A 12,382-nucleotide genomic window follows, 5' to 3' on the forward strand; every position below is an offset into this window, starting at 1 on the left:
TCCTGTTCGTTCGGGTGGCGACGACGCCGGACGGTGCGCGTCTGTGCGGGTGCGGTGTTCGGTTGTGGTGGTGGAACGGGATGCCGCGGGGCGGCCGGACCGGATCCGGACGCCCCGCGGCGAGTGACTCAGAGGCCCTGGGCGAGGCGGTAGTAGGCCTGGTTCCAACGCAGTTCGCGGCGGAAGCTGCGCACGGTGGTGTCCTCGTCGATGACGACGAGTTCGGTGCGGGCGATCTCGGCGAAGTCGCGGAACACCTCGATGCCGACGGCGGTCGACATCACGGTGTGGTGCGCGGCACCGGCCTCGAGCCAGCAGGCGGCGCTGGTGGCGAAGTCGGGCGCGGGCTTCCAGATCGCACGGCCCACGGGGAGCTTCGGCAGGTCGGGGGCGTCGACGTTCTCGACGACGTTCGCGACGAGGCGGAACCGGTCGCGCATGTCGCTCATCGCGACCACCACGGCAGGGCCGGGGTCGGCGGTGAAGACCAGACGCACCGGGTCCTCCTTGCCGCCGATGCCCAGCGCGTGGATCTCCAGGCGGGGCTTGGCCGTGGTCAGCGACGGCGACACCTCGAGCATGTGGGCGCCGAGGATCTTCTCATCCCCCGCGACCAGGTCGTACGTGTAGTCCTCCATCAGCGACGCGCCGCCGGGAAGGCCCGCGCCCATCACGTTGGCGACGCGGATCAGGATCGCGGTCTTCCAGTCGCCCTCGCCACCGAACCCGTAGCCCTCGGCCATCAGACGCTGCACGGCCAGGCCCGGCAGCTGCTTCAGCGTGCCGAGGTCCTCGAACGAGGTCGTGAAGGCGCCGAAGCCGCCCTCCTCCAGGAACGAGCGCAGGCCGAGCTCGATCGCGGCGCCGTCGCGCAGCGACTGGTGGCGCTCGGCGCCCGGCTTGAGCTCGTCGGCGACGTCGTACGAGTCGAGGTAGACCTGCACCAGGGCGTCGATGTCGGCGTCGGCCTGGGCATCCACCGCTTCGGCGAGCTCGTTCACGCCCCACGTGTTGACCTGCACCCCGAACCGCAGCTCTGCCTCGGTCTTGTCGCCCTCGGTGACCGCGACGAAGCGCATGTTGTCACCGAACCGCGCGAGCTTCAGGGTGCGGACCGCGGCCCAGCCGGCGGCGGCGCGCTGCCAGTCCTCCACCTGCTGCAGCACGGCCGGGGTCGACACATGACCGACCACGGTCTTGCGCGCCACACCCAGACGGGTCTGGATGTACCCGAACTCGCGGTCGCCGTGCGCGGCCTGGTTCAGGTTCATGAAGTCGAAGTCGATGTCGGCCCACGGCAGTTCCACGTTCGCCTGAGTGTGCAGGTGCAGCAGCGGCTTCTGCAGCGCGTCCAGACCCGAGATCCACATCTTCGCCGGGCTGAAGGTGTGCATCCACGCGATCACGCCGATCACGTCGTCGCGCGTGTTCACCTCCAGCGCCAGACGGCGGATCGAGTCCGAGTCCTTCAGGACCGGCTTCCACACCACCTTCACCGGCAGCCCGGACAGGCCGTCCACGACGGCCTGGGACTGCTCAGCGACCTGGCGGAGCGTCTCCTCGCCGTACAGGTTCTGGCTGCCGGTGACGAACCACACCTCATACGAGTCGAGGGACGTGGACAAGGGCGTGCGGGTCATGGTCTTTCCTTCAGATCTAGCGGGGTGAGGGAGCCGGTGTCACAGCTTCGCCGCGATCGCGGCGCGCTCGATCGACAGGCCTGCGCGGTAGCGGGCGAGGTACGCGGCGAAGCCGGGCACATCCTCCGCATCGGGCTCGAGGGAATCGAACCCGGTGTGCGCGAAGACGCGGTCCGTGAGGAACACGTCGAGGTCCGCGTCTACCGTGTCGACGGCGAACGCGGCGAGGACGGCGATGCCCCAGGCACCGCCCTCGGAAGCGGTGTCGGCCACCGCGACCGGCGCGCCGAGCGCGCCGGCGAGGAATCGCTGGGCGACGCCCGCCGTGCGGAAGACGCCGCCATGGGCGTACATGCGGTCCAGGGCGACTCCCTCCGCTTCGAGCACGCGCATGCCCAGCGCGAGCGTGCCGAACACGCCGTACAGCTGCGCGCGCATGAAGTTCGCGAGGGTGAAGCGGCTCTCGGGCGTGCGGACGAACAGCGGGCGGCCCTCGGGGAGGCCGGCGATCGGCTCACCCGACAGGTGGTTGTAGGCCAGCAGGCCCCCGGCGTCGGGGTCGCCGTCGAGCGCCTCGCGGAAGAGCGCCTCGAACACCTCGTCCGCGTTCAGGCCACCCCCGGCGATGGAGGCGAACTGCTCGAACAGTCCGACCCAGGCTGCGAGCTCGCTCGCGCCGTTGTTGCAGTGGACCATCGCGACCGGGTCGCCGGCGGGCGTCGTCACGAGGTCGAGTTCCTCGTGCGCCTCCCGCAGCGGGCTCTCGAGCACCACCATCGCGAAGATGCTCGTTCCCGCGCTCACATTGCCGGTGCGCGGCGCGACCGAGTTCGTCGCGACCATGCCGGTTCCCGCATCCCCCTCGGGAGGACAGAACGGGATGCCGGGGCGCAGGGCGCCGGACGGATCCAGCAGCCGCGCACCCTCTGCGGTCAGCGCGCCCGCCGGTGCGCCCGCGACGAGGACCTCGGGCAGGAGCGCGGAGACATCGAGGTCCGGGGCGCGCTCCGCGACGAGCCGGTCGAACTTCTGCAGCATGCCCGCGTCGTACCCTCGGGTCGCCGCGTCGATCGGGAACATGCCCGACGCGTCGCCGACGCCCAGCACCGCCCGGCCGGTGAGCTTCCAGTGGACGTAGCCGGCGAGGGTGTTGAGGAACCGGATGTCGGCGACATGGTCCTCTTCGTTCAGGACGGCCTGGTAGAGGTGCGCGATCGACCACCGCAACGGGATGTTGGTGCCGAACAGCTCCGACAGCACCGCCGCGGCGCGCTCGGTGGAGGTGTTGCGCCACGTGCGGAACGGCGTGAGCAGCTCACCCTCGGCGTCGAACGCGAGATAGCCGTGCATCATCGCCGAGACGCCGATCGCACCGAAGACCTCGGGAACGACGCCGTAGGTGCCGCGCACCTCGTCGACCAGCGCCGTATAGGCGGCCTGCAACCCCGACCAGACAGAGTCGAGGGCGTACGTCCAGTTGCGGTCCTGCAGCTGGTTCTCCCACGCGTGCGATCCGGTCGCCAGCACGCGGGTGGGGTCGTCGAGATCGATCAGACAGGCCTTGATGCGCGTCGAGCCGAACTCGACCCCGAGCGCGGTGCGACCCTCGCGGATCGCCTGAGCCGCAGCATCCGTCATCATCGCTCGCCCTCCGCGTCGCGACGCTCGTCCGTCGACTGGCCGTAGACGTTCTGATAGCGGTCGTACAGGCGGTCGATCGCCTCCTGCGGAATCGGGATCAGCGGACCGGCCTCACGGGCGTAGTGCACCGTACGCGCGACGTCCTCGACCATCACCGCGGCCTTGACCGCGTCCTTGGCCGACGTGCCGATCGTGAACGGACCGTGGTTCTGCATCAGCACCGCACGCGAGCGGTGCCCGGTCAGCGTCTCCACGATGCCGCGCCCGATCGAGTCGTCGCCGATGATCGCGAACGGGCCGATCGGGATCGGACCGCCGAACTCGTCGGCCATCGCCGTGATCACGCACGGGATCTCCTCACCGCGCGCCGCCCACGCCACCGCGAACGTGGAGTGGGTGTGCACGACTCCCCCGACCTCGGGCATGTTGCGGTACACGTACGCGTGTGCCGCCGTGTCGCTCGACGGGCTGCGGTCGCTGCCCGGGGTGCCGGGGATGACGTTGCCGTCCAGGTCGCAGAGGATCATGTTCTCGGCTGTCAGGTCGTCGTAGCTCACGCCCGACGGCTTGATCACGAACAGGTCGGCGCCCGGCACACGGCCCGACACGTTCCCGCCGGTCCAGACGATCAGGTTGTAGCGCACCAGCTCGGCATGCAGCTTCGCGACATCGGCGCGGACCGCGTCGATCGACGCCTGCAGGTTCTCGCTCGACATCAGCTCGACCTCCTTCGCGTCAGCACCCGCTGCAGCAGCACGAAGGCGAGCAGCACGGCGCCGGTGATGATCGTCAGGTACTCGGGGTTGATGGTGCCGTCCTTCGTGATGATGAGGCGCAGCGCCGCGATCACGAACACGCCGACGATCGACCCGAGGATGTAGCCGTAGCCGCCCGTCAGCAGGGTGCCGCCGATGACGACCGCCGCGATGGCGTCGAGCTCCCAGCCGATACCCGTGACGTTCTGCGCCTTGCCGCCGACCTCGGCCGTGTACACGATCGCCGCGAGACCCGACAGGGCACCCGAGACGATGTAGATCCAGACGCGGGTCCGCGAGACGGGAAGGCCCATCAGCTGGGCGGAGGACTCGTTTCCGCCGATCGCGTAGACGGTGCGGCCCATGCGCGTGCGATGCATGAAGAACAGCCCCCCGAGCACCACCAGGACCGCGATGAGCAGACCCGGCGTGATCGTGAAGTCGTTGACCTTCGGCCCGTCGATGAGCTTCCAGTCGGTGGCGAGGAGCAGGATGGGCGAGTCATCAGCGGCGATCACCGGAGTGGTCGAGAGGATCGACGCGAGTCCGCGCGCGAGGAACATCATCGCGAGTGTCGCGATGAACGGCTGCACGTTGAAGTACTGGATCATGACGCCGGCGATGAGCCCGAAGACCGCGCCGAACACGATCATGAGCAGCATCGACAGCCAGCCGTTGACCCCGATGTTCATCAGCATCACGCCGGCGACCGAGCTGAACGCGACCACGGCGCCGACCGACAGGTCGATGCCTCCCGAGACGATCACGATGGTCATGCCGACCGCGAGGATGATGGTGGGCGCGAAGCTGACGAGCAGGCTCGACATCGTTCCGGCGTGGAACACGCGGCCGTATGCGATCTCCGCGTAGATGAGCATGCCGAACAGCAGCACCAGCGCGGTGAGCGTGGGGATGAGCGTCTGACTGCGCTCCCACAGCCGCGACAGGTGGGTGACGGTCTCCGCCTTCTTGCTCTCGGGCAGATCGGCGACGGGCGGGACGGTTTCAGCGAGCGTGCGTGAAGTGCTCATGCCACGACCTCCTTCGAAACGGGGGTGCTCTCCGTCGCGGCCGGCGTCGCCGGCCCGGTCGGGGTGCCGGAGGACTTCGTGCGTGAGAACGCGAACGAGCGGATCCGCTCCGATTGCAGCAGCACCAGGGCGATGATGACGAGCGCCTTGAACGCCGGCGTCGCCGCGGCGGGGATGCCGAGGAACAGCACGGTCTTGTTCAGGGTCGCGATGAGGAGGGCGCCGATGGTGGAGCCCAGGATCGAGAACTTGCCTCCCGCGAGGGAGGTGCCCCCGATCACGACCGCGAGGATCGCGTCGAGCTCCATCAGGTTTCCGGTGCCTCCGACGCTCACCGTCATCACCTCGGAGACGCTGAAGAGGCCTCCGACCGCCGCGAGCGCGGCGGACAGGACGTAGACGCCGATCAGGATCGGACGGGGACGGATGCCGGCGAGGCGGCTCGCCTTCGGGTTGATGCCGATGGACTCGATCATGAGGCCCAGAGCGGTGCGACGCATGGTCAGCGCGATCAGCACCACGATCGCGATGGCGAGCACGAAGCTGGTGGGCAGTCCGAGGATCTGGCCGTTCGCGAGCTGCCGGAACGGCTCGTTGGTGGCGTTCGTGTTCTGGCCGTCCGTGATCACGCGAGCGATGCCGCGGGCGGCGAGCATCATGATCAACGTGCTGATGAAGGGTTGGAGCCCCACCACGGCAACCAGGATGCCGTTGATCGCGCCGAGGACGATCGCCAGCAGCAGCGCGAGGCCGATGGCCGTGAACATCGCGCCGACCGAGTTCGAGTCCAGCGTCGACAGGGTCTGCATGGCGACGGCGCCGCCGACGGCCATCATCGATCCGACGGAGAGGTCGATGCCTTCGGTCGCGATGACGAACGTCATGCCCAGCGCGATCATGATGATCGGCGCCGAGATGCGCAGGATGTCGAGCACGTTGCCGGTGAGCAGCCCGGTCGTCGGGTTGACGCTGATCGCGAGGTACGCGGGGTTCTTGATCGAGTTGATCAGCAGCAGCAGTGCGATTCCGATGATCGCCCAGAACCAGGGCGTGCGGAACGCGGTCTTCACGCGACTCATGACGCGCTCCCTTCCAGTCCAGTGCGGTCGTCGCTCGCGGCGACTTCTTCGGCGAGGGCGTCGGCCTGTTCTTCGGCTTCGTCCCCGGTCTCGGTCGCGATGACCGACACGATGCTCTCTGCGGTCACTTCTGGACCGTTCACGACCTCGCCCACCTTCTGGTGGTCCTTCAGGATGACGATCCGCTCGGAGAGGCGGACGACCTCCTCCAGCTCGGACGAGATGAACACCACGCCCATCCCGCCCTCGGCGAGTTCGGCCACCGTCTCCTGGATGTCGGCCTTCGCGCCGACGTCGATGCCTCGGGTCGGCTCGTCCAGCAGCAGCAGGTCGGGGTTCGTCGCGAGCCAGCGGCCGAGGAGCACCTTCTGCTGGTTGCCGCCGGAGAGGAGGCGGATGGGTCGATCGGGGTCGTTCGGGCGCACACTGAAGCGCTCCATGTAGGTCGTGACCAGCTGATCGACCTCGCGGGCGGGCACGCGCCGGAACCATCCGCGACGCGCCTGCACGGCGAGCATGATGTTCTCGCGGACGCTCAGGTCGCCGACGATGCCGTCGTCGCGACGGCTCTCGGTCGAGTAGGCGATGCCCTGCGACAGGCCGGCGACGGGAGAGTTCAGCGAGACCTTCTTGCCGCGGATGCGCACCGTGCCCGAGTCGGCCTTGTCGGCACCGGCGATGAGCCGGGCGAGTTCCGTACGCCCGGCGCCGAGGAGCCCGGCGAAGCCGACGACCTCACCGGCGTGGATGTCGACGTCAGTGGGCTCGATCGCGCCCTTGCGTCCGAGGCCTTCGGCCGCGAACAGCGGGGTCTGGGTGCGGTCGCGCGCCTCGGTCTGACGATTGGAGCCCAGCGCGCGCAGGGACTCGAAGTCCTTGCCGATCATCTTGGAGATGAGCTGCGTACGGTCGAGGTCACGCTTGAGGTACTCACCGACGAACTTGCCGTTGCGCAGCACCGTGATGCGGTCGCTGATCGCATACACCTGGTCGAGGAAGTGCGAGACGAAGAGGATCGCGACGCCCTGGTCGCGCAGACGCCGGATGACGCCGAACAGCACCTCGACCTCGTTCGCGTCGAGGCTCGACGTCGGCTCATCGAGGATGAGCACCTTCGAGTCGGTGACCATCGCGCGGCTGATGGCCACCAGCTGCTGCATCGCGATGGAGAGAGAAGAGAGAGGGGCGCGCGGGTCCAGGTCGCCGAGGCCCATGCGCGCGAGGGCCTCGCGCGCGAGCGCGTGGGTCTTGCGCCAGTTGACGCCGGCCAGGCCGCGGACCTCGTGGCCGAGCATCACGTTCTCACCGATGCTGAGGTTCGTGCAGAGGTTGACCTCCTGGTAGACCGTGGAGATCCCCGCGGCCTGTGCCGAAGCGGTGCCCGTGAAGTGACGCACCTGGCCGGCCACGACGATCTCGCCGGAGTCGATCTGGTAGACCCCGGTCAGGGCCTTGATGAGAGTGGACTTGCCGGCGCCGTTCTCACCCATCAGGGTGTGGACCTCGCCGGGAAGCAGCCGGAAGCTGACCTCATCGAGCGCCTTGACCCCGGGGAAGGTGATCGAGGCGTTGCGGACCTCGACGATCGCGATCGGTTCAATCATCGCTGGGTGACTCCTTATTGCTGCAGTGCAGACGTACGGGACGGCAGACGAGGACGAGCGGGGGCCGCCGAGAACGGCGACCCCCGCCCGCACTGCTCTACTCCTAGCCGACGCAGTGTCGGATCAGAAGCCCTTGCCCGCGTCGATCGCGGCCTGACCGGCCTCGGCCGAGTCGAAGGTCTCGCCCGGGACGATGATGACCTTCTCGACGTCGTTGCCCGCGAGGGCGTCGTTCACCGCGTCCACGGCGAGGTCGCCGAAGAAGGGGTTGTACTGGGCGACGAAGCTCAGGTCGCCGGCAGCGAGGGCCTCGAGCGCCGGGGTGGTGCCGTCGATGGTGGCGATCTTGACGTCGGTGCCCGGGACCAGGCCGGCAGCGGTCACCGCAGCGGCCGCGCCGATGCCCATCTCGTCATTCTGCGCGAAGATGAACTGGAGGTCGGGGTTCTCCTTGAGGACGGTCTCGATGACCGACTTGCCCTCGTCCGCGGTCCAGTTGGCCGTCTGCGCGCCGATCTTGTTCCAGCCGTCAGCACCCGAAATGGCTGCCTCGAAGCCCTCGTTGCGCTCGTTCACGACCGAGAGGCCGGGAACGCCCTCGAGCGTGTAGTAGTTCGCGCCCTCCGGGAAGGTCTCGACGGCCCAGTCGCCGACGGTCGCTGCGACATCCACGTTGTCGGGGGCGATGCGCGTGACGTACAGGTCGTCGCTGGCGTCGACACCACGGTCGAGCAGGATGACGGGGATCTCGGCCTCCTGCGCGAGCTCGAGCGAGTCCTCCCAGCCCGATGCCTCGGTCGCGGTGAGCAGGATCACGTCGACCTCGTCGTTCACGAACGTCGAGAACGCGTCGAGCTGCGACTTCTGGTCGGTCGGGCTCGCGGCGGGAGCGTACTTCAGGTCGAAGCCGGCCTCCTCCGAGAACGCGTCCTTGATGGCCTGCTCGTTGGCGTCGCGCCAGCCGCCCTCGGGGCCGACCGCGACGAAGCCGACGGTGGTGAGGTCGCTGCCGCTGTCGCCGCTGTCGCCGGCGTCGCCGCTTGCGGCGCCCGAGCAGCCGGCAAGACCGAGTGCGAGCACGCCCGCGCCCACGAAGCCAAGCATCCCCAGCATGCGCTTCTTGTGTGCCATCTCATCTCCTCCTTGAGACTCCCCGACGCTCTTCGTCCGAGAGAAATCCATGTGTCCCGAGCGGGACACCCTTAGGTGTGTGACCCCATTGTGCGCGCTAACAATCCCTCCGCGCAACTCCGATCCGGGATTTCGTTACTTTTCCGTTACCGCGAACATTCCGCAGAACATCAAGGCATGACGAAGACCGGCCGCACCTGACGGCACGCCCGCACCGACGGTGCCGGAAAAGGCCAGATCGGCGGTCAGCCGCGCGGCGCCGTCGTCGACGATCGCACGATCAGGCTGGGCGCGATCATGTCGTGCTGGGCGCCCTCTTCGCCTTCGATCGCCGCGATGACGAGCTGCAGTGCGAGCGAGCCGAGCGCGGCGAAGTCCTGGCGGACCGTGGTGAGCGGGGGGATGAAGTGGCGTGAATCCGGCAGATCGTCGAAGCCGACCACGCTGACATCGGCGGGTACGCGAATCCCCCGCTCCGTGAGCCCGTGCACGAGACCGAGAGCCATCTGGTCGTTCGAGGCGAACACGGCGGTGATGTCGCCGAAGTCGAAGCTGCGGCCGAACTCGTAGCCGTAGTCCGACGTCCAGTCGCCGTTGATGGCCGGTTTGGCCGGAAGCCCCGCGGCGGCGAGGGCGTCGAGCCAGCCCTGTTCGCGTTCGCGGGCGTCGTACCAGTCGAGCGGCCCGGCGAGGTGGGCGATCGAACGATGCCCGAGATCGATGAGGTGCTGGACGGCGAGTCTCGCGCCGAAGCGCTGATCCACCGCAGCGGTGTGCCACGTGGCATCCGGTTCCGCCCGGATCACGATCGTGGGAAGTCCGGTGCTCTGCTGCCTCAGAAGATCGAGCGACGACGCCCGCGGCGCGATGACACAGAGCGCGTCGACCCCCTGCGTGACCAGTTCGACGACGCCCGTGTCGATCTGCAGGTCTTCGTCCTCCGAGATGGAGAAGGCGCTGATCGCGTAGCCCACGTCGCGGGCGGCGCTCTCGAGCGCGCGCAGCGTGCTGTTCGGGCCGTACTGCACCGGGCTGTCGACCAGCACGCCGATGCGCATCGCACGACGGGTGGCGAGAGCCCGTGCGATCGAGCTGCGGGTGTAGTTCATCTCGTCGATCGCCTGGAGCACGCGCTCACGCGTCGACTCGCGGATGTTCGGGTGACCGTTGAGCACGCGCGACACGGTCATGTGCGACACGCCGGCATGCTTCGCGACGTCGTAGATGCTGGGACGCTGCCAGCCTCGCGTCGCTTCGGTCATGCGGGGTCACCTCGTTCGCTCCGGCGGTGCCCGGCCGGCTCGTCGGCCGACGGGTTCTCCCCCCTGGGAGCGTGTTCACCGCTGTCCACAGCGTAGGCCGTCGGCGACGCCGTCAGTGCAAGGGCCCGACCGTGACGCGCCGTCCGCGCCCTCAGCGCGAACACCGCTCCGGCCACGAGGAGCGCGATCGCGATCCACAGGAAGGGCTCGATGCCCGCCATGCCGGTGGCGGGGAGATCGGTCCCCGGCAGGGAACCCCCGCCGCAGCCGGTCACGCACTCGAGGGGATCGATCTGCACCGTCACTGAGACCGTGCCGCTGTCGACGTCGACCTCGTCCGCGTTCGCGGGCATCGCGAGGAGGACGGATGCCGCAAGCCCGGCGAGCACGCCGAAGGCCAGGTGGCCGTACCGGCGCCTCACGCGACGCCCGCCGGAGTCTTCGCTTCACTGCGGCCCTGCTCACGGCCCTCTTCGAGAGCCTCCGCCCGCGCTCCGTCGAGCATCGCCGCGAGGCGCCGCCGAGAGCGGATGCGGCCCCAGAGGATCGCCCCCACGACGAGCGCAAGACCGATGAGGAGCAGCAGCTGCGGCAACGGCATGGCCCACACGACGGCATCCGCCGTGACGGGGTCGAGGGTCTCGGACGAGTCCGACATCGTCACGACGGTCGGCGCCAGGGTCACGGTCGCCGGCACGACGAACAACGGCCACACGTCGTCGACGACGACGGTGATGGTGCGGGTGTCACCGGGCAGGAGCTCCTGGGGCGACTCGCCCACACCAGGGAAGAAGACGGTGTGCCCGCCCGCCGAGACGGAGCCTTCGGCGAGCAGACGGGTGTTGCCCTCGTTGACGACGTCGAACGTGACGGTCGCCTCCCCCGGGCGCAGGGGGTTCCACGATGTGGTGTAGTCGCCGGAGACCGCAGTGAGCGCGGCAGCCGGCGTGATCTCTCCGGTGACACGCGTGAGCACGCGGAAGCCGACGCGGCTCTCGACCCCGACGCTCGTGCCGTCCTCCGCGGACTGCACCGAGAGCACCGACGCGGTGATCCCGGCGGCGTGGTCGCCGGGCTCCGCGCGGTCGGGCACCGCGATGGTGAACGGCACGACCACGGTCTCGCCGCCCGGCACGGTCACCGTCTCGGGCAGCGAGATCCAGGTACCCGCGTCGACGGACTCCTTGTCGGCGGCGAGGATGTCGAAGCGACCGTTGCGGGTGTAGAAGCCGTCGGCGGCGGTGAGGCTGAAGACCACCTCGTCGTCGCCGACGTTGCGCACCGCGAAATGGTCGTCGACGGTCTCGCCTGGGTCGACCTCGATCTCGACCGAGCGTCTGCCATCCGGTCCGGAATCGTCTGCAGGCACGACCGACCACCGCACTTCGGGGTCTTCGTCGGCGGCCGCGTATGACGCCGTCGGCCATACGGCTGATGTGACGAGGATCGTCAGCACCGCGACGAGTGCCCAGACGGTTCGGACGGTCAGGACGGGACCGCGAATGAAGTGAGGCAAAGTGGATTCCAGATAGATGTCAGGGTCGGGGCCGTCGACGGCCCCGACCCGATTTCAACACGATTGCGCGGCGGCCGCGATCAGTCCTCCGGGATGGCGTCTTCCCACAGCGTCAGGGTGATCGTTCCCGAGTACGCACCGGGCGCGACCGTCTTCGGCGTCTTCAGGAACAGATCGGCACCAGCCTGCCAGGTGCCGGCAGCCGCGGCCTCACCCGAGTTGAGCGCCAGTGCGAGCAGCTCGTCGCCGACGAGACCGACCGCGTCGGGCCCCTCGTCGAGGACCGTGTCGACCTGGTCACCCTCGGCGACCTCGCCGTTGCCGGTCGTCGTGACCAGCTTCGGGAGCCAGCCGAGGTGGCCGGCGTCGATCGCCGGGGCGCCGGTGGCCGTGAGGGCGCTCGATTGGCCGGTGACGTACCAGAACACGCCCACCGGAACCTCTTCGCGGTCGTCCTTCACGGTGACCGTCGGCAGCTGGCCGTTGAACTGACGGATGTCCTCGTCCGCAGACGCCACCTCGGTGAGGCTGGTCGAGCCGTTGGCCACGCTGAGCGTCAGCGCACCGACCGGGGGCAGCGCCTCGATGTTCACGTTGACGTCGACGTCGGTGTCGCCGAGCTCATCGGCGATCGCCGCGCCGGCACCGCCGATGAGGAGTGCGCCGCCGAGCGCGCCGACCGCGGCGCGAGCGATGAAGCCCTTCTTGTTCATTGCTTCTGTC

Annotated in this window: 11 protein-coding genes; all 11 read right to left on the reverse strand. The window is 68.8% G+C overall.

The features are described from left to right. Positions 1–128 precede the first annotated feature (128 nt). The 11 genes from araA to ACLBXX_RS10460 all read right to left on the reverse strand — a co-directional run bounded on the left by araA (position 129) and on the right by ACLBXX_RS10460 (position 12,372). Complete coding sequence (gene araA / locus ACLBXX_RS10410) at positions 129–1,640, reverse strand: L-arabinose isomerase (protein ID WP_447657968.1); 1,512 nt, start codon at positions 1,638–1,640, stop codon at positions 129–131. Between the two features lie 39 nt (positions 1,641–1,679). Next, positions 1,680–3,278, reverse strand: coding sequence for a xylulokinase (locus ACLBXX_RS10415; protein WP_447657985.1), 1,599 nt, complete (start codon positions 3,276–3,278; stop codon positions 1,680–1,682). Then, entirely contained in the window at positions 3,278–3,997 is a 720-nt protein-coding gene (locus tag ACLBXX_RS10420; protein WP_447657969.1) for an L-ribulose-5-phosphate 4-epimerase, read from the reverse strand. The genes ACLBXX_RS10415 and ACLBXX_RS10420 overlap by 1 nt, the downstream gene beginning before the upstream one ends. Continuing rightward, entirely contained in the window at positions 3,997–5,067 is a 1,071-nt protein-coding gene (locus ACLBXX_RS10425) for an ABC transporter permease (RefSeq protein WP_447657970.1), read from the reverse strand. Before ACLBXX_RS10425 ends, ACLBXX_RS10420 begins: the two co-directional genes overlap by 1 nt. Then, positions 5,064–6,146: an ABC transporter permease gene (locus tag ACLBXX_RS10430; protein WP_447657971.1), complete on the reverse strand. Its 1,083-nt coding sequence runs from the start codon at positions 6,144–6,146 to the stop codon at positions 5,064–5,066. The genes ACLBXX_RS10425 and ACLBXX_RS10430 overlap by 4 nt, the downstream gene beginning before the upstream one ends. Continuing rightward, positions 6,143–7,750: a sugar ABC transporter ATP-binding protein gene (locus ACLBXX_RS10435; protein WP_447657972.1), complete on the reverse strand. Its 1,608-nt coding sequence runs from the start codon at positions 7,748–7,750 to the stop codon at positions 6,143–6,145. The genes ACLBXX_RS10430 and ACLBXX_RS10435 overlap by 4 nt, the downstream gene beginning before the upstream one ends. Before the next feature lie 123 nt (positions 7,751–7,873). Then, positions 7,874–8,881, reverse strand: coding sequence for a substrate-binding domain-containing protein (locus ACLBXX_RS10440; RefSeq protein WP_447657973.1), 1,008 nt, complete (start codon positions 8,879–8,881; stop codon positions 7,874–7,876). 245 nt (positions 8,882–9,126) lie between these two features. Beyond that, positions 9,127–10,143, reverse strand: a complete 1,017-nt coding sequence (locus ACLBXX_RS10445; RefSeq protein WP_447657974.1) for a LacI family DNA-binding transcriptional regulator — start codon at positions 10,141–10,143, stop codon at positions 9,127–9,129. Continuing rightward, positions 10,140–10,565 carry an LPXTG cell wall anchor domain-containing protein gene (locus ACLBXX_RS10450; protein WP_447657975.1) on the reverse strand — a complete coding sequence of 142 codons (426 nt, stop codon included), beginning with the start codon at positions 10,563–10,565 and terminating at the stop codon, positions 10,140–10,142. The genes ACLBXX_RS10445 and ACLBXX_RS10450 overlap by 4 nt, the downstream gene beginning before the upstream one ends. Further along, a complete protein-coding gene (locus tag ACLBXX_RS10455) occupies positions 10,562–11,659 on the reverse strand; it encodes a hypothetical protein (protein ID WP_447657976.1) in 1,098 nt (365 codons plus the stop codon). The genes ACLBXX_RS10450 and ACLBXX_RS10455 overlap by 4 nt, the downstream gene beginning before the upstream one ends. An 80-nt stretch (positions 11,660–11,739) precedes the next feature. Then, complete coding sequence (locus ACLBXX_RS10460) at positions 11,740–12,372, reverse strand: hypothetical protein (RefSeq protein ID WP_447657977.1); 633 nt, start codon at positions 12,370–12,372, stop codon at positions 11,740–11,742. Positions 12,373–12,382: the final 10 nt, after the last annotated feature.

This window comes from Microbacterium sp. C23T (assembly GCF_053345975.1).